The 17,180-nt window shown below is 66.5% G+C and carries 19 protein-coding genes and 3 tRNA genes; 15 read left to right on the top strand and 7 right to left on the bottom strand.

The window, feature by feature from the left end:
* Positions 1-7: 7 nt before the first annotated feature.
* Positions 8-937: an alpha/beta fold hydrolase gene (locus WIX39_RS23785; protein WP_409195987.1), complete on the bottom strand. Its 930-nt coding sequence runs from the start codon at positions 935-937 to the stop codon at positions 8-10.
* 126 nt (positions 938-1,063) lie between these two features.
* Here WIX39_RS23785 and WIX39_RS23780 point away from each other — a divergent pair, with 126 nt between their 5' ends.
* The 4 genes from WIX39_RS23780 (at position 1,064) to WIX39_RS23765 (ending at position 3,751) form a co-directional block, all read left to right on the top strand.
* A complete protein-coding gene (locus WIX39_RS23780) occupies positions 1,064-2,125 on the top strand; it encodes an aldo/keto reductase (RefSeq protein WP_409195986.1) in 1,062 nt (353 codons plus the stop codon).
* Between the two features lie 85 nt (positions 2,126-2,210).
* Positions 2,211-2,705 (top strand): aminoacyl-tRNA deacylase, encoded by a 495-nt coding sequence (locus WIX39_RS23775; RefSeq protein ID WP_081271282.1) that lies wholly within the window; start codon positions 2,211-2,213, stop codon positions 2,703-2,705.
* Positions 2,706-2,749: 44 nt separating this feature from the next.
* Positions 2,750-3,388 (top strand): glycerol-3-phosphate 1-O-acyltransferase PlsY, encoded by a 639-nt coding sequence (gene plsY / locus WIX39_RS23770; protein WP_409195985.1) that lies wholly within the window; start codon positions 2,750-2,752, stop codon positions 3,386-3,388.
* 9 nt (positions 3,389-3,397) lie between these two features.
* On the top strand, positions 3,398-3,751 hold the full coding sequence (locus tag WIX39_RS23765) for a RidA family protein (RefSeq protein WP_081271284.1): 354 nt from the start codon (positions 3,398-3,400) through the stop codon (positions 3,749-3,751).
* 10 nt (positions 3,752-3,761) lie between these two features.
* Here WIX39_RS23765 and WIX39_RS23760 read toward each other — a convergent pair whose 3' ends face one another.
* Both WIX39_RS23760 and WIX39_RS23755 read right to left on the bottom strand, forming a co-directional pair.
* The gene (locus WIX39_RS23760) at positions 3,762-4,406 is read right to left on the bottom strand and encodes a retropepsin-like aspartic protease family protein (protein WP_409195984.1); all 645 of its coding nucleotides are present in this window, start codon (positions 4,404-4,406) and stop codon (positions 3,762-3,764) included.
* A gap of 10 nt (positions 4,407-4,416) precedes the next feature.
* Positions 4,417-4,902, bottom strand: a complete 486-nt coding sequence (locus tag WIX39_RS23755; protein ID WP_081271286.1) for a YajQ family cyclic di-GMP-binding protein — start codon at positions 4,900-4,902, stop codon at positions 4,417-4,419.
* 45 nt (positions 4,903-4,947) lie between these two features.
* Here WIX39_RS23755 and murB point away from each other — a divergent pair, with 45 nt between their 5' ends.
* Positions 4,948-6,000, top strand: a complete 1,053-nt coding sequence (gene murB, locus WIX39_RS23750; protein ID WP_081271287.1) for a UDP-N-acetylmuramate dehydrogenase — start codon at positions 4,948-4,950, stop codon at positions 5,998-6,000.
* A 10-nt stretch (positions 6,001-6,010) separates the two neighbouring features.
* Entirely contained in the window at positions 6,011-6,856 is an 846-nt protein-coding gene (locus tag WIX39_RS23745; RefSeq protein ID WP_409195983.1) for a glycine-rich domain-containing protein, read from the top strand.
* A 76-nt stretch (positions 6,857-6,932) separates the two neighbouring features.
* Here WIX39_RS23745 and argG read toward each other — a convergent pair whose 3' ends face one another.
* The 4 genes from argG to WIX39_RS23725 all read right to left on the bottom strand — a co-directional run bounded on the left by argG (position 6,933) and on the right by WIX39_RS23725 (position 9,718).
* Entirely contained in the window at positions 6,933-8,273 is a 1,341-nt protein-coding gene (gene argG, locus WIX39_RS23740; protein ID WP_409195982.1) for an argininosuccinate synthase, read from the bottom strand.
* 13 nt (positions 8,274-8,286) lie between these two features.
* On the bottom strand, positions 8,287-8,613 hold the full coding sequence (locus WIX39_RS23735) for a pyrimidine/purine nucleoside phosphorylase (RefSeq protein ID WP_081271290.1): 327 nt from the start codon (positions 8,611-8,613) through the stop codon (positions 8,287-8,289).
* 115 nt (positions 8,614-8,728) lie between these two features.
* The gene (locus WIX39_RS23730) at positions 8,729-9,304 is read right to left on the bottom strand and encodes a hypothetical protein (RefSeq protein WP_409195981.1); all 576 of its coding nucleotides are present in this window, start codon (positions 9,302-9,304) and stop codon (positions 8,729-8,731) included.
* 57 nt (positions 9,305-9,361) lie between these two features.
* Complete coding sequence (locus WIX39_RS23725; RefSeq protein ID WP_409195980.1) at positions 9,362-9,718, bottom strand: ArsC family reductase; 357 nt, start codon at positions 9,716-9,718, stop codon at positions 9,362-9,364.
* Positions 9,719-9,754: 36 nt separating this feature from the next.
* Between WIX39_RS23725 and folC the strand changes: the two genes are divergently transcribed.
* The 9 genes from folC (at position 9,755) to WIX39_RS23680 (ending at position 17,082) form a co-directional block, all read left to right on the top strand.
* Positions 9,755-11,062 carry a bifunctional tetrahydrofolate synthase/dihydrofolate synthase gene (gene folC, locus WIX39_RS23720; protein WP_409196362.1) on the top strand — a complete coding sequence of 436 codons (1,308 nt, stop codon included), beginning with the start codon at positions 9,755-9,757 and terminating at the stop codon, positions 11,060-11,062.
* A 73-nt stretch (positions 11,063-11,135) separates the two neighbouring features.
* Positions 11,136-12,044 (top strand): SPOR domain-containing protein, encoded by a 909-nt coding sequence (locus WIX39_RS23715; RefSeq protein ID WP_409195979.1) that lies wholly within the window; start codon positions 11,136-11,138, stop codon positions 12,042-12,044.
* A gap of 18 nt (positions 12,045-12,062) precedes the next feature.
* Positions 12,063-12,548: a CvpA family protein gene (locus WIX39_RS23710; protein WP_081271295.1), complete on the top strand. Its 486-nt coding sequence runs from the start codon at positions 12,063-12,065 to the stop codon at positions 12,546-12,548.
* 12 nt (positions 12,549-12,560) lie between these two features.
* Complete coding sequence (gene purF, locus WIX39_RS23705; RefSeq protein WP_081271296.1) at positions 12,561-14,063, top strand: amidophosphoribosyltransferase; 1,503 nt, start codon at positions 12,561-12,563, stop codon at positions 14,061-14,063.
* Between the two features lie 11 nt (positions 14,064-14,074).
* On the top strand, positions 14,075-15,298 hold the full coding sequence (locus tag WIX39_RS23700; RefSeq protein ID WP_285414692.1) for an O-succinylhomoserine sulfhydrylase: 1,224 nt from the start codon (positions 14,075-14,077) through the stop codon (positions 15,296-15,298).
* A gap of 4 nt (positions 15,299-15,302) precedes the next feature.
* A complete protein-coding gene (gene gltX, locus WIX39_RS23695) occupies positions 15,303-16,691 on the top strand; it encodes a glutamate--tRNA ligase (protein WP_409195978.1) in 1,389 nt (462 codons plus the stop codon).
* 35 nt (positions 16,692-16,726) lie between these two features.
* Positions 16,727-16,802, top strand: a tRNA-Ala gene (locus WIX39_RS23690).
* Between the two features lie 57 nt (positions 16,803-16,859).
* Positions 16,860-16,935 (top strand) — tRNA-Glu (locus WIX39_RS23685).
* 70 nt (positions 16,936-17,005) lie between these two features.
* Positions 17,006-17,082: transfer RNA gene (locus WIX39_RS23680), tRNA-Asp, on the top strand.
* The last annotated feature ends 98 nt before the right edge of the window (positions 17,083-17,180 follow it).

Here is a 17,180-nt window from a genome sequence, read left to right as displayed (position 1 = left end):
AGCAGGCTCAGTCCGCCAGGAAGTCCTCGATCATCCGCGCCACGCGCTGCGGCTGGTCGTGGTGCAGCATGTGGCCCGCGTCTTCCAGCCGCTCGATGCGCGCGGCGGGCACGGACTTCAGCCGCTCGTGGAATTCGTCGAGCGTGTAGCGGTTCTTCCACCAGCCGTGCAGGCTGTCGTCCGAGGCCTCGACCATCAGCAGCGGCGCGGTGATGCGGGCGTACAGCGCCAGCGTCTCGTCCACGCGGAAGATGTGCGCGTTGACGATCTTGTGCGCCGCGTCGCCCAGGATCTGCCAGCGCTCGCTGCCGTCGGGCTGCGCATGGCTGACCGACCAGTGGCTGGCGAGCCAGTTGGCCTTGTCGGGCGTGAGGCGCGGGTTGGTCTTCATGAGGCGCCGGGCCACACCGTCCACCGCCGAATAGCCGGCCAGCGCCATCTCGCCGCGGTGCAGGCGCTTGAGTTCGTCGATCCACTGGCCGTAGCGCGCGGGCGCTTCTTCCGGCTTGCGCGCGGGCATGCCGAAGCCTTCGAGGTTGACCAGGCGGCGGATGCGCTGCGGCCGCACGCCCGCGTAGTGCATGACGACGTTGCCGCCCATGCTGTGGCCGACGAGGTCGATCTGCCTGGCACTTTCCCCTTCGCCGGCGTAGTGGTCCAGCAGCCATTCGAGGTCCGCCAGGTAGTCGGCGAGCCAGTAGTTGTCGACGCCGCCGCCGTCGGTCAGGCCGAAGCCGCGCCAGTCGGGCGCGATGATGAAGCGGTCTTCCTCCATGGCGTCGACCACGAACTGCCAGGACGCCGCCACGTCCATCCAGCCGTGCACCAGCACCAGGGGAGGGCGCGCGTCGGAGGGCTGGCCCCAGAGGCGCACGTGGTAGCTGAGGTTGCGCACGGGCACGAATTCGCTGCGGGAGGGGCGGAGGGCTTGGTACATGGGCGTCGATGATAAAGAGGCCTTTGTGCTGACGCAGTCCGGCACAGGACAGCGCGCGGGTGCGCAACGCTCGGGTTTTGATGGGGCGGCCAGCAGGCCATGGGTCGGGGCGGTAGCATCCCGCGCATGAAAAAGATCCAACTCGGTCAAAGCGACCTGCACGTCACCCCGATCTGCCTCGGCACGATGACTTTCGGCGAACAGGTCGACGAACCCACTTCGCATGCCATCCTGAGCCGCTCGCTCGAGCGCGGCGTCGACTTCATCGACACCGCCGAGATGTACTCGGTGCCCACGCGCAAGGAAACCTACACCATCACCGAAACCATCATCGGCAACTGGTTCGCCGCCAACCCCGGCGCGCGCGAGAAGCTGGTGGTGGCGACCAAGGTGGCGGGCCCCTCGCGCGGCATGCCCTGGGTGCGCGAAGGCACCGGCATGACGGCGGCCGACATCGAGGCTTCGTGCAACGCCAGCCTGAAGCGCCTGAAGACCGACGTCATCGACCTGTACCAGATCCACTGGCCCGAGCGCCATGTGCCGCTGTTCGGCAACATCTACTACGACCCGGCCAAGGAAAGCTCGAAGACGCCGATCCTCGAGCAGCTCGAAGCGCTGGGCAAGCTGGTGAAGGCCGGCAAGGTGCGCGCCATCGGCCTGTCGAACGAAACGCCCTACGGCGTCCACGAATTCGTGCGGCTGGCCGAGCAGCACGGCCTGCCGCGCGTGGCGACTGTGCAGAACGTGTACAGCCTCATCAGCCGCGGCCACGAGAACGCGCTGGACGAGACCATGCACCGGCTGAACGTGTCGCTGCTGGCTTACTCGCCGCTGGCCTTCGGCCTGCTGACTGGCAAGTACGACCAGAGCGGCATCGAGGGGCCGGATGCGCCCAAGGGCGCGCGCATCTCGAGCTACGAGTCCGTGCGCAAGCAACGCTGGGGCCGGCCCGATTCCCTGCGCGCGGCCAAGCGCTACAACCAGCTGGCTCGCGACAACGGCCTCACTCCGACGCAACTGGCGCTGGCCTTCTGCTACACCAAGTGGCAGGTGGCGAGCACGATCATCGGCGTGACGTCGGTGGCGCAGCTGGACGAAGACCTGGACGTGTACGGCACCACGCTGTCTCCCGAGATCCTGGCCGAGATCGACAAGATCCGCTGGGAGATTCGCGACCCCGCGGCTTGAAGCTGGCAGGGGTGTGATACGGCAAATTCTTGTCGTGGAACACCAAGTTTTCTGAAGCCATCCTGAACCCGCAATTGCCACCAAGATGGCCAAGAAAAGCACCCATACCTCCGAGACGCCCGCCACCCAGCTGCTGCGCGCGCACAAGATCGCCTTCAGCGAGCACCCGTACGAATACGTGGAGCACGGCGGCGCGCAGCGCGGCGCCGAGATGCTCGGGCTCGACCCGTTCACCGTCATCAAGACCCTGGTCATGCAGGACCAGGACGCCAAGCCGCTGATCGTGCTGATGCATGGCAACCGCACGGTATCGACCAAGAACCTCGCGCGGCAGATCGGCGCCAAGTCGGTCGAGCCCTGCAAGCCCGAGGTGGCGCAGCGGCACAGCGGCTATCTGGTGGGTGGCACCTCGCCGTTCGGCACGCGGCGCGAGATGCCGGTGTATGTGGAGGCGGCCATCCTCGAGCTGCCGAGGATCGTGCTCAACGGCGGGCGGCGCGGCTACCTGATCGGCATCGATCCGCGGGTCTGCGTGGACCTGCTGGGCGCCAGACCCGTGCAATGTGCGCTGGCAGAATAGCCGGCGCCAGACAGAACAACAACCATCCCTCGCGGAGTGCCGTCTTGAGTTTCACCTTGCCTTCCATCATTGCCATCGTGGCGTCTTACCTGATCGGCTCGCTGTCCTTCGCGGTCATCGTGAGCAAGGCGCTCGGCATGGCCGATCCGCGCAGCTACGGCAGCAAGAACCCCGGCGCCACCAACGTGCTGCGCTCGGGCAACAAGGGCGCGGCACTGGCCACGCTGCTGCTGGACGCGCTCAAGGGCTGGGTGCCGGTGTTCCTCATTCACCAGTTCGGCGCGCAATGGGGGCTTGGGGCGGGCGTTGCCGCGCTGGCCGGCCTCGCTGCCTTCCTGGGCCATCTCTACCCGGTGTTCTTCGGCTTCCAGGGCGGCAAGGGCGTGGCCACGGCAGCCGGCGTGCTGGTGGGCATCGCGCCCTGGCTGGGGCTCGCCACCGGCGCCACCTGGCTGATCATCGCGATCTTCTTCCGCTATTCGTCGCTGTCGTCATTGGTGGCGGCATTCTTCGCGCCGGCCTACTATCTGATCGGCGGCGGCATTGCCTGGCCGCTCGACCGCACGGTGCTGGTCGCCCTCGTCGTCATGAGCCTGCTGCTGATCTGGCGGCACCGCGAAAACATCCGCCGGCTCGCGGCCGGCACGGAGTCGAAGCTCGGCTCCGGGAAAAAGAAAGACTGAAAGAAAACCATGGCTTCCATCACCCGCTTCCACGTCGGCCCGCGCCTCTCCGAAACCGCCGTGCACAACGGCACCATCTACCTCGCGGGCCAGGTGCCCGACGACACCACGCAGGACATCCGCGGCCAGACCGCGCAGGTGCTGGCCATGGTCGACCGCCTGCTGGCGGAGGCCGGCAGCGACAAGTCGCGCATTCTCATGACGCAGATCTTCCTGGCCGACATCGGCGACATCACGGCCATGAACGAGGTGTGGGACGCCTGGATTCCGGCCGGCAACACGCCGCCGCGCGCGACCGTGCAGGCCAAGATGGCCAATGCGGCCTACAAGATCGAGATCGTGGTGACGGCCGCGCAGCCCTGACGCCGGGGCTTCAATAGCGTTTTTCAAGGACCATCTGGTCCGCGTCGCGCCGCATCGAAAAGCGGTTGATGAAGCTGTTGCCCAGCAGCACGAAGGGCATCGACTGCTGCGAGACCACGGCGTCGATGTCGTACACCTCGACGTCGCCCACGCGCACCGACTGCAGCCGCAGCTTGTAGCCCGAAGTCGTGCCGTTGGCGGTGCCGATCTGCACCGGCTGGCCCTTGATGTAGTCCAGCCCGATGCGTTGCGCATCGGCCGCCGACATGGCGACGCTGGTCGCGCCCGTGTCGAGCATGAACGTCACGGCCCGCCCGTTGATGGCGCCCTGCGTCATGAAGTGCCCGCGGCTGTCGGCCGACAGCACGACGCGGCTGCCGCCGCCCGAGCCGCCTCCGCCGCCGCCGATGCTCACCGGCGTGTCCATGCGCAGGTTGACGCGCTTGCCGTCGAGCTCGACCACCGCCTGCTCGGATTGCAGCGACACGAGCTTCACGCCCTGGAAAGTCTCGCCGACCGCCACGGTCTTGGGCGGGGCGCCGTTCACGATCAGGATCGCGCGGCTGCCGATGGTGCCGGTCAGGGTGACCGAGCCGGCGGCGTGCGCCACGGCGGCCGCAGCCAGGAGCTGCGCCGCGACGACGAGCGCTTTCATGGAGCGGGGCTCAGTCGCGGAAATTATTGAACGTGAGCGGCATGTCCGGCACGTCCTTCTTGATGAGGGCCATGGCCGCCTGCAGGTCGTCGCGCTTGGCGCCGGTGATGCGCACCGCGTCGCCCTGGATCGCCGCCTGCACCTTGAGCTTGCTGTCCTTGACGATGCGGGTGATCTTCTTGGCCTGCTCGCTCTCGATGCCGCTCTTGACCTTGATGACCTGCTTGACCTTGTCGCCGCCCATCTTCTGCACGTCGCCCTTGTCGAGGAAACGCACGTCGACGCTGCGCTTGGTGAGCTTGCTGCGAAGGATGTCTTCGACCTGCACGAGCTGGAACTCGGCGTCGCCGATCATGGTGATCTCCTTGTCCTTGAGCTCGACGGCAGCGGACGTGCCCTTGAAGTCGAAGCGCGTCGCGATCTCCTTGGCGGTGTTTTCGACCGCGTTCTTCACTTCGGGCAGATTGGGCTCGCAGACGGTATCGAAGGACGGCATTGACTCTCTCCTGAATTCACTGATGCTGGATGCGACAATTCTCCCATGATCGTGGAGTCCAACGTCCCGCTGCAGCCCTACAACAGCTTTGGCATCGTCGCGCGCGCGCAGCATCTTGCGCGCATCACCGGCGAGGCCGACCTGGCCGCGCTGCGCGCCGATGCGCAGTGGCGCGACGCGCCGCGTTTCGTGCTGGGCGGCGGCAGCAACATCGTGCTCACGGGCGACGTCAAGCCGCTGGTGCTGAAGGTCGAGATCAAGGGCCTGCGGCTGGTGGAAGAAACCCCGCGCGCCTGGATCGTCGAGGCCGGCGCTGGCGAAATCTGGCATGACGCCGTCGAATGGATGGTGCGCAATGGATATCCGGGGCTCGAGAACCTGGCCCTCATCCCAGGCACCGTGGGCGGCTCGCCGGTGCAGAACATCGGCGCCTACGGGGTCGAGCTGCAAGACCGCTTCGAGTCGCTCGATGCCTACGACCTGGAAACCGGCCGCAGTTTCACGCTCGACGCGGCCCAATGCGCCTTCGGCTACCGCGATTCCGTGTTCAAGCATGCGCGCAGCGGCCCCAACGACTTCGGGCTGGCGGGCAGGGCGGTGATCACCCGCGTGCGCTTCCGGCTGCCCAAGCCGTGGAAGGCCGTGGTCGGCTACCTCGACCTGGAGCGCAAGATGGAGGAAACCGGCAACTTCACGCCGAGCGCGCTCGACATCTTCGAATGGATCTGCGCCATCCGCCGCGCCAAGCTGCCCGACTGGCGGGTGCTGGGCAACGCCGGCAGCTTCTTCAAGAACCCGACCGTCACGCCCGAGCAATGCGCCGACATCATCGCGCGCGACCCCAAGATCGTTCACTACCCGATGGACGACGGCAGCATCAAGCTGGCTGCCGGCTGGCTCATCGACGCCTGCGGCTGGAAGGGCAAGTCGGTCGGCAACGCCGGTGTGTACGAGAAACAAGCGCTGGTGCTGGTCAACCGTGGCGGCACCGAGAACCCGGTGACCGGCGGCGAGGTGATGACGCTCGCCAAGGCCATCCAGACCAGCGTGTACGAGCGTTTCGGCATCCGGCTGGAGCCGGAGCCGGTGGTGGTCTGAGCCCGCGGGAATGGATCTCGACTTTCTCCAGCTGAACTACCGGCGGCGCATTGCCGCCCTGGTATGGGCTCGCCGCGCGGTGCCGGTCGTTGCGCTGCTCGCGTTGTTCCTGGGCTCGCGCCGCTGGGGCTCGATGGTGGTGGTGATCTTGTTGGCGCTGCTGTTCGCGGCGGTGCTCAGGTTCCTCGAAACCAGCCTGCGACGCCAGTTCATCCGCGAAGCGCGGCTGCCGGCTTTTCTCGTCGGCAAGCTGTGCCAGGCGCATCCGCAGCTCAGCCGGCGCGACGCCGAACTGGTGCTGCGCGGCCTGCGCCAGTTCTTCATGGCGCACCTTCGCAGCGACCGCAAGTTCGTGGCCATGCCCTCGAAGGTCGTCGATACGGCCTGGCACGAGTTCATCCTGCACACGCAGGGCTACCAGAACTGGTGCAAGGCGGCCTTCGGCGGCATGCTGCATCACAGCCCGGCCGAGGTGCTGGGCCGCGACCCCAAGCGCAACGACGGACTGCGCCGCACCTGGTACTGGGCCTGCAAGGAAGAGAGCATCGATCCGCGCAAGCCGGCGCGGCTGCCGCTGCTGTTTGCGCTGGACGTCAAGTTCGCGATCGACGGCGGTTTCCACTATGTGCCCGACTGCCGGGCGGTCGAGCGGCACATCGGCTCGGACGCCCATTGCGGCACGAGCTTCGGGGAGTCGTCCTCCTCGGATGGCGGCAGCTCGGGCGATGCCGGCGGCTTCGGCGGCTGCGAGTCGAGCAGCGGCGGCGGCGATGGTGGCTCCAGCGACGGCGGAGGCTCGTCCGACGGCGGCGGGGGCTGTGGCGGCGGCTGCGGTGGAGGCGGCGGCGGGGATTGAACCCCGTGCCCCAACAAAAACGGGCCCCGAGGGGCCCGTCGTCGTTTCTGCCCCGCACCGAGGCAGGGACCGGCGATCAGCTGGCGTCGCCGTCGTTGGCCAGCTTCGGCAGCGATGCGCCTTCGTTCGGCGACAGCAGGCCGACCTGCGTGTAGATGCCGAGCTTCTCGCGCGTGTCGGCGATGTCGAGGTTGCGCATCGTCAGCTGGCCGATGCGGTCCAGCGGCGTGAACGCGCCCTCGACCTTTTCCATGCTCAGGCGCTCGGGCTTGTACGTCAGGTTGGCCGACTCGGTGTTCATGATCGAGTAGTCGTTGCCGCGGCGCAGCTCGACGGTCACCTCGCCGGTGATGGCGCGAGCCACCCAGCGCTGCGCGGTCTCGCGCAGCATGATGGCCTGCGGGTCGAACCAGCGGCCCTGGTAGAGCAGCCGGCCGAGCTTGCGGCCGTTGTCGCGGTACTGCTCGATGGTGTCTTCGTTGTGGATGCCGGTGACGAGGCGCTCGTAGGCGATGAACAGCAGCGCGAGGCCGGGAGCCTCGTAGATGCCGCGGCTCTTGGCCTCGATGATGCGGTTCTCGATCTGGTCGCTCATGCCCAGGCCGTGGCGGCCGCCGATGCGGTTGGCTTCGAGGATCAGCTCGACCAGGCTCGAATAGCGCACGCCGTTCAGCGCAACGGGCACGCCTTCTTCGAAGCGCACCGAAACGGTCTCGCGCTTGACTTCGACTTCGTCCTTCCAGAAGGCCACGCCCATGATGGGCTGCACGATCTGGATGCCGCTGTTCAGGTGCTCGAGGTCCTTGGCCTCGTGCGTGGCGCCGAGCATGTTGGAGTCGGTCGAGTAGGCCTTCTCGGCCGACATCTTGTAGGCGAAGCCGGCCTTCTGCATGAACGCCGACATTTCGGCGCGGCCGCCCAGCTCGTCGATGAAGACCTGGTCGAGCCAGGGCTTGTAGATCTTGAGGTTGGGGTTGGTCAGCAGGCCGTAGCGGTAGAAGCGCTCGATGTCGTTGCCCTTGTAGGTGCTGCCGTCGCCCCAGATGTTGACGTCGTCTTCCTTCATGGCCGACACCAGCATCGTGCCCGTGACGGCGCGGCCCAGCGGCGTGGTGTTGAAGTAGGTCACGCCGGCCGTGGTCACGTGGAAGGCGCCGGCCTGCAGGGCGGCAATGCCTTCGTTGGCCAGCTGCACGCGGCAGTCGATCAGGCGGGCGTTCTCGGCGCCGTAGAGCATCGCCTTGCGCGGGATCTCGTCGTAGTCGGGCTCGTCGGGCTGGCCGAGGTTGGCGGTGTAGGCGTAGGGAATGGCGCCCTTGTTGCGCATCCAGTGCAGCGCCGCGCTGGTGTCCAGGCCGCCCGAGAAGGCGATGCCGACCTTCTTGCCGGCGGGAACGTTTTGGAGGATGGTCGACATGTCGGGTCCCGGTTCAGCCGAAATGGCAGATGTAGCTATACGGCTCGCCGCTGACGCGGATCTGGAAGCTGGAGTTGCCGGGCACGCTGAACTTCTGGCCGGGGCCCGAGGCAATCCATTCGCTGGTGCCCGCGAGCTGGTATTCGCAGCTGCCGCCGGTGCCTTCCATGATTTCAGGCGCGCCGGTATTGAAGGTGAGGGTGGACGGCAGGATCACGCCGACCGACTTCTTGGTGCCGTCCGCCAGCGTGAGGTTGTGGCTCACGCATTTGCCGTCGAAGTACACATTGGCCTTGGTGGCCACTGCGGCGCTGTTGATTGTGTCGGTAGTCGTCGTCATTGGGTGGCGCCGGCGCGCAAGCGGTCGGCGAATCGAGGACGCACCGCACCAGCGGCGCACCCGTCAAGGGTTGGAAAAGTCCTCGATTTTAGGGGCTCGACGGGCCCCCGCCCGCTCAGCGGTGCCAGCCGCCGCGGAAACCGCCCCAGCCGCCGCGGTGGTAGCCGCCGCCCCAGCCGCGCGAATAGCCGAGGTTCAGCGAGATGCCGACCGGCGGATAGGCGTAGGGATAGCCGTAGCCATAGAAGGGGTCTACATACACCGGTGCCGCGTAGACGGGCGCCGGCTGCACGTACACGGGCGCGGGAGCGCTCGCGCCGACCACCACGCCGGGCTCGGGCACGACGTTGTCCCAAGGGGAACCGCCGCTGCCGCTGGCTTCGACCGGATATGTCTGTACCTGTCCCTGCTGGGCCACCGGCGAGGTCACGACGCCATACGAAGACGCCTGGACCGCGATGGTCGCGCCGGGCCGTGTATTCATGCGGGTGGTGTACTGCTGGCCGTTGTACTCGTAGGTAACGTTGTAGCTGACATCGCTACCAGTCGTTTCGCGGATCGGCGTGGCGGATATCACCCGTGCCTGGACGACCTGGCCTTGCTGTTGCTGCGCGTGCACGAGGCCCGTGCCAGCCGCCAGCGCGCCTGCCATCGAGATGCCGGCAAGGGTGCGAAAAACGTGTCTGTTCATGTTGGTCTCTCCTGCGGATGCCAGTTGGACGCCCCGCCGCAAGGCGGGTTCCGGCATTTACACGGCCTTCACAGCGGCCCAGGCCTCGGCATCGAAGCCCGTGGTGACCGGCTTTTTCGGGCCCCAGTCGACCACCGGCCGCTTGATCAGGCTGGGGTTGGCCAGCAGCACCGGGCGGGCGGAGGCGGCGTCGGTCACGCCTTCGCGCGTGGCTTCGTCCAGCTTGCGCCAAGTGGTGCCCTTGCGGTTGACCACGGCCTCCCAGCCCGGTTTCTTCAGCCACTGGTCGAGTTCGGCTTCGGGCACGCCCTGTTTCTTGAAATCGTGGAAGGTGTAGGCCACGCCATGTTCGTCGAGCCAGGCGCGGGCGCGCTTGACGGTGTCGCAGTTCGGAATGCCGTATAGGGTTGTCATGGCCGCGATGATGCCCCGGCGCGCGGGTCGGCGACAATCCCGGCCTCCATGGAAACCCTTAACGACTGGCTCGCCCGCGCCGAGCAACTGCATCCCAAGAACATCGAGCTCGGGCTTGATCGCGCCAAAGAAATGGCGCAGCGCCTCGGCCTGCGCTTCGGCTGCCCCGTCATCACCGTGGCCGGCACCAACGGCAAGGGGTCGACCTGCGCGATGCTCGAGTCGATCCTCACGCACGCGGGCTACCGCACGGCGGTCTTCACGTCGCCGCACCTGGTGCGCTTCGAAGAGCGGCTGCGGCTCAAGGGCGAGGCGGTCGATGCTTCCAAACTGATAGCAAGCTTCGACGTGGTCGAAAAGGTGCGCGGCGACATGCCGCTGACCTACTTCGAGTTCACCACCCTCGGCATCCTGCATTGCATGATCGAGGAAAAGCCCGACGTGGCAATTCTCGAAGTCGGCCTGGGCGGCCGGCTCGATGCAGTGAACATCATCGACACAGATTGCGCGGTCATCACCAGCATCGACCTCGACCATATGGAATACCTCGGCCCCGACCGCGAAAGCATCGGCTTCGAGAAGGCCGGCATCATGCGTGCGGGCAAGCCCGTCGTCGTGAGCGACCCGATGCCGCCGCAGAGCGTGATCGATCATGCCAATGCCATCGGTGCGGACCTCTGGCGCTTCGGCACCGACTTCAACGTGTCCGGCGACAAGCAGCAGTGGGGCTGGTCGGGCCGCGGCCGGCGCTACAGCGGGCTGGCCTACCCGGCGCTGCGCGGCGCCAACCAGCTCATCAACGCCGCCGGCGTGCTCGCGGCGCTGGAGGCCCTGCGGCCCCAGCTGCCGATCACCGCGCAGGCGGTGCGCAACGGGCTGGCCATGGTCGAGCTGCCGGGCCGTTTCCAGATCGTGCCGGGCGAGCCCGCGCTGGTGCTCGACGTGGCGCACAACGCCCACGCCGTGGCCGCGCTGGCCGAGAACCTCGACGCGATGGGCTTCTATCCCACCACGCACGGCGTGTTCGGCGTCATGGCCGACAAGGACCTGGCACCGATCCTCGCGCGCATCGGCCCGCTGATCGACCGCTGGTACTTCACCGACCTGCCCACGCCGCGCGCCGCCAAGGCGGCCGATCTTCTCGCTGCCTGGCAGGCCCAGAACAGCCGTGCCGACGCCTCGGGCAGCGTGCACGCGGGCCCGATGGACGCGTTGCGCGCAGCCATCGAGCAGGCAGGGCCCGCTGATAGAATCGTCGTCTTCGGATCGTTCTTCACCGTGGGTGGCGTGCTCGAAAACGGCACCCCCCGGCTGCAAGCCAAACACCTGCTGCCAGGCGGCTGATCGCCGGGCTGTACACACACCCATCGGCACCACCGGGCATCACCTCGCTGCACTCCTCCAGGGATCGAACTTCATGGCGTTTTTCAAGTTCCGCACGCGCGGCCCGCAAGGCAACGAAGGGCGCAGCGCCCCCGCCGCAGCGCCGGCGGAAAGTGTCGAAACCATGCGTCGGCGTGCGCGCCACCGGCTGCTCGGCGCGGCCGTTCTGGTGCTGCTGGGCGTCATCGGTTTCCCGCTGCTGTTCGACACGCAGCCACGGCCGGTGTCGGTAGACATCCCCATCGAGATTCCCGACCGCAACAAGGTCAAGCCGCTGCCCGTGCCCGCCACGCCGGCACCGGCCGTCAGCACGGCCCCGGCCGCGCCCGACAGCGGCTCGTCGCGTGTCGCTTCGGCTTCTTCGGCCGGCGGCATGATCACCGAGACCGCCGACGGCACTGAAATCGATCCCGGCAAGCCGGCCGCCAGCACGCCGCCGGCCGCAGCGGTTCCGGAGCGCAAGCCTGAACCCAAACCCGAACCCAAGCCGGAGCCCAAACCCGAACCCAAGCCGGCAGAGCACAAGCCGGAACCCAAGCCCAAGCCCGAGCCCGAGCCGAAGCCGAAGCCGAAGCCGGAACCCAAGCCCGAAGCCAAGCCCAAGCCGGCAGCCACCGTCGACGACGGCGCCCGTGCCCGCGCGCTGCTTGAGGGCAAGCCGATCACGGCCGCCGCTGCCGCCACGTCCAAGCCCGCCGCCGCCGACGAGGCCGGTGGCCGCTTCGTGGTGCAGGTGGGCGCGTTCGCCGATGCCGACAAGGCGCGCGAAGTGCGCCAGAAGCTCGAGCGGGCCGGTCTCAAGACCTATGTGCACGTGGCGAAGACGGCCGACGGCGAACGCACGCGTGTGCGTGTCGGCCCCTTCGCCTCGCGTGCCGAGGCCGACCGCGCCGCCGAGAAGGTCAAGGGCTTGTCTTTGTCGGCCGCCATCCTCACGTTGTAAGAATCTTTTTCGCTTGCCGTGGCCCTGTTCGACTGGATCGCCGTTGCGCTCATCGGTGTGTCGATGCTGCTTGGCCTGATGCGCGGGCTGGTGTTCGAGGTGATATCGCTGATCGGCTGGGTGGCCGCCTTCATTGCCGCCCAGTGGCTGGCTTCAGGCGTGGCGGCATGGTTTCCGTTCGGAGACCCGCAGGGCGCCTGGCGCTATCCGCTGGCCTTCGTGCTGGTGTTCGTGGCGGTGGCGTTCGGCGTGGGCCTGGTGGCCTCGCTCACGCGCAAGCTGATCACGGTCGTGGGACTGCGGCCGGTGGATCGTATTTTGGGAGCGGCGTTCGGTGCGGCACGGGGGGCGGTGGCCCTGCTCGTGCTGGCGGTCGTTGTTCATTTGCTGGTGTTGAGCGACAGTGCCTGGTGGCACGAATCGCGCAGCGCCATTGTTCTCGATGCGGCATTGCAGGGCCTCAAGCCCTCGCTGCCTGAAAAGTTGGCAAGCTACCTGCCCTGAGAGGAATCGTTCATGTGTGGAATCGTCGGCGTTGTCAGCAACGCACCCGTCAACCAGCTGCTCTATGACGCGCTGCTGCTCCTGCAGCATCGCGGCCAGGACGCGGCAGGCATCGTGACCTTGCTCGAACGCAAGTTCTTCATGCACAAGGCCAAGGGCATGGTGCGCGACGTGTTCCGCACGCGCAACATGCGCGCGCTCCCGGGCAACGTCGGCCTGGGCCAGGTGCGCTACCCGACCGCCGGCAACGCCTACAGCGAGGAAGAGGCCCAGCCCTTCTACGTGAACGCGCCGTTCGGCATCGTGCTGGTGCACAACGGCAACCTGACCAACGCGCATGCGCTGCGCGCGGAGCTGTTCTCCACCGACCACCGCCACACCAACACCGAGAGCGACTCCGAAGTGCTGCTCAACGTGCTCGCCCACGAGATCGAGCGTTCGTCGCGCGGCGTGCCGCTGCATCCGGCCGAAGTGTTCGCCGCGGTCAAGAACATGCACAAGCGCCTGCGCGGCTCGTACGCCGTGGTGTCGCTGATTGCCGGCCACGGCCTGCTCGCCTTCCGCGACCCGTACGGCATTCGCCCGCTGTGCATGGGCCGCAGTGCCGACGGCGCGGTGATGGTGGCCAGCGAATCGGTTGCGCTGGAAGGCTCGGGCCATGTGTTCGAGCGCGACATCGCCCCCGGCGAGGCCGTGTTCATCGACCTCGAAGGCAACGTGCATTCGATGCAGTGCGCCGAAGCGCCCACGCTCAACCCCTGCATCTTCGAATTCGTGTACCTCGCACGACCCGACTCCGTGCTCGACGGCATCTCGGTGTACCAGGCTCGCCTGAACCTCGGCGAGACGCTGGCCAAGCGCGTGGTCTCGACCGTGCCGCCGAACCAGATCGACGTGATCATCCCGATCCCCGAATCGAGCCGCCCGAGCGCCACGCAATTGGCGCACCTGCTGGGCGTGCCGTACCGCGAAGGCTTCGTGAAGAACCGCTACGTGGGCCGCACCTTCATCATGCCGGGGCAGGGCGTTCGCAAGAAGTCGGTGCGCCAGAAGCTCAACGTGATCGCCAGCGAGTTCAAGGGCCGCAACGTGCTGCTGGTCGACGACTCCATCGTGCGCGGCACCACCAGCCGAGAAATCGTGCAGATGGCCCGCGATGCCGGCGCCCGCAAGGTGTACCTTGCCAGCGCCGCGCCGCCGGTGCGCTACCCCAACGTGTACGGCATCGACATGCCGACCAAGGGCGAGCTGGTGGCGCACGACCGCACCGTCGAGGAGATCCGCGAGCTCATCGGCTGCGACGCGCTGATCTACCAGGACGTCGACGCCATGAAGCGTGCCATCGGTTCGCTCAACGGCAAGCTCGACGGCTTCGATGCCTCCTGCTTCGACGGCGTGTACGTGACCGGCGACATCGACACCGAAGCCATCTCGCGCATGAACGGCAACCGGCCGCGCATCGAGGAGACCGAAGAAGACTCTTCGCGCCTCGCGCTCCCCAATCACAGCGAATAAGAGCCGACGAAGTGACCGACGAAAGACCCCTGCCGCCCGGCCTGCATCCCGACACGCTCGCGCTGCGCACCGGCCTCGCGCCGAGCCAGTACGGCGAGCATTCCGACGCGCTGTTCCTGACCAGCGGCTTCGTGCAGCCCGACGCCGAAACCTCGATGCGCCGCTTCGCGGGCACCGAGCCGGGCTTCACCTACTCGCGCACCTCCAACCCCACGGTGACCAGTTTCGAGCAGCGCATCGCGGCGCTCGAAGGCACCGAGGCGGCCATCGGCGCATCGACCGGCATGGGGGCGATCCTCATGATGTGCATGGGCCTGCTGAAGGCCGGCGACCACGTGATCTGCTCGCGCTCGGTGTTCGGCTCCACGCTGAACCTGTTCGGCAAGGAGTTCGCCAAGTTCGGCGTGGAGACCACCTTCGTCTCCCAGACCGACGTGGCCGAGTGGCGCGCGGCGGTCAAGCCCAGCACGAAGCTGCTGTTCGCCGAAACGCCGACCAATCCGCTGACCGAGGTCTGCGACATCCGCGCGCTGGCCGACGTGGCGCACGCGGCGGGCGCACTGCTGGCGGTCGACAACTGCTTCTGCACGCCGATCCTGCAGCGCCCGGCGGCACTGGGCGCCGACCTCGTCATCCACTCGGGCACCAAGCACCTCGACGGCCAGGGCCGCGTGATGGCCGGCGCGATCTGCGGTCCTTCGAAGCTCATCGTCGACGTGTTCGGCCCCGTGGTGCGCACCGCCGGCATGGCGCTGGCGCCGTTCAACGCGTGGGTCGTGCTCAAGGGCATCGAAACGCTGGGCGTGCGCATGAAGGCGCACTGCGCCAATGCGCTGGACATCGCGCAGTGGCTCGAGAAGCAGCCGGGCATCGCTCGCGTCTATTACCCGGGCCTGCCTTCGCACGCGCAGCATGAACTGGCGATGCGGCAGCAGTCGGGGCAGGGTGGCGCGGTGGTGTCGTTCGACGTGGTCGGCGACACGCCCGAGACCGCGCGCGCCAATGCGTTCCATGTCATCAACAGCACGCGCGTGGTGAGCGTCGCCACCAACCTCGGCGACGTGAAGACCATCATCACGCACCCCGGCACCACCTCGCACGGACGCCTCACCGAAGTCCAGCGCCAGGCTGCCGGCATCGGCCAGGGACTGATCCGCCTCGCGGTCGGCCTCGAGCATGCCGAAGACATCAAGGCCGATCTCGCGCGCGGCCTGAGCACACTGAATCAACCATAACGAAATGACCGGCAAAGTACGTACCCGCATCGCACCGTCCCCCACGGGTTTTCTTCACCTGGGCACGGCCCGCACGGCGCTCTATTCGTGGGCCTATGCACGCCACTACGGCGGCGAGTTCGTGCTGCGCATCGAAGACACCGACGTGGCACGCTCCACGCAGGACTCGACCGACCAGATCCTCGCGTCGATGCACTGGCTCGGCCTCGAATACGACGAAGGCCCGATCTACCAGATGCAGCGCCTGGAGCGCTATCGCGAAGTGATCGCGCAGATGCTTGCCGCCGGCACGGCCTACCACTGCTATTGCACGCCCGCTGAACTGGACGAAATGCGCGAGGCGCAGCGCGCACGCGGCGAGAAGACGCTGTACGACCGCCGCTGGCGCCCCGAGCCGGGCAAGGTGCTGCCGCCCGTGCCCGAAGGCGTGCCGCCCGTGGTGCGCTTCTGCAACCCGCCCGAAGGCGACGTGACGTGGAACGACCTCGTCAAGGGCGAGATCACCATCAACAACCGCGAGATCGACGACCTCATCATCCTGCGGCCCGACGGTGTGCCCACCTACAACTTCGCGGTGGTGGTCGACGACTGGGACATGAACATCACGCACGTGTTCCGCGGTGACGAGCACATCAACAACACGCCGTGGCAGATCAACATCTTCCGTGCGCTCGGTGCGCCGTTGCCGCAGTTCGGCCACGTGCCGGTGATTCTTGGCGACGATGGGCAGAAGCTTTCCAAGCGCCGCGGCGCGGTGAGCGTCACTGCCTACGAAGACAACGGCTACCTGCCGGAGGCAATGCTCAACTACCTCGCACGCCTCGGCTGGAGCCACGGCGACGACGAACTCTTCACGCGCGAGCAGATGGTGAGCTGGTTCGATGGCTCGCACCTGTCGAAAAGCCCCGCGCAGTGGGATGCGGCCAAGCTCGCATGGGTCAACGCTCAATACATCAAGGCGAAGACCGGCGAAGAGCTTGCACCGCTCGTCGAGGCACAACTGCAGAAGAAGGGCATCGTTGCGGACGAACGCCTGCCGGCGATCTGCGCGCTATTCAAAGATCGTTGCGACACCACGGTGGCACTCGCCAACTGGGCTGCGGCCTTCTACTCGGACATTTCGGTGACCGAAGAGGACCGTGCACAGCACATCACCGAGGCCGTTAAACCCGCGATTGCAGAACTCGCAGAAAAATTGATAACTGCGACCTGGGATAAGGCCTCAATCTCGGCTATGATCAAGGAAGTGCTCGCAGCGCACAGCATGAAAATGCCAGTGTTAGCGATGCCAGTACGTGTGCTTGTGATGGGAACGTCGCAAACACCGTCCCTCGATTCAGTCCTAGAGATTTTTTCCAGAGAAAAAGTTATCGAAAGATTGAGAAAGGCCTGAAAAACGGGCTATAATTCGAGGCTCGACACCCACACGGGGGTATAGCTCAGCTGGGAGAGCGCTTGCATGGCATGCAAGAGGTCATCGGTTCGATCCCGTTTACCTCCACCATTAAGTGTCGAGAGAGTTGAAGATAAGTGCTGATCGCAGCACTGTTCCTAAGGTTTTGACCCTATCGTCTAGAGGCCTAGGACACCACCCTTTCACGGTGGCTACCGGGGTTCGAATCCCCGTAGGGTCGCCAGTTTCACGCAAGTGAAGCAGGCACAAGTGGCAACACTTGGCTCGGTAAAACGAGTGAACGTTGTCTACCAGGAGTGGTAGTTCAGTTGGTTAGAATACCGGCCTGTCACGCCGGGGGTCGCGGGTTCGAGTCCCGTCCACTCCGCCAGTTCCGACGAGGGTTAGCAGATGAAAGTCTGCTAACCCTTTTGTCTTTTTCGGAACCTGCACTTCGTTGATCCATGCGATCGGCGACTGGTGCTTCCT

The organism is Variovorax sp. AB1(2024) (genome assembly GCF_037482385.2).
Classification (GTDB): domain Bacteria; phylum Pseudomonadota; class Gammaproteobacteria; order Burkholderiales; family Burkholderiaceae_C; genus Variovorax.
The sequence above is the reverse complement of the archived record's forward strand: the minus strand, read 5'-3'. Positions and strand labels throughout refer to the sequence as shown.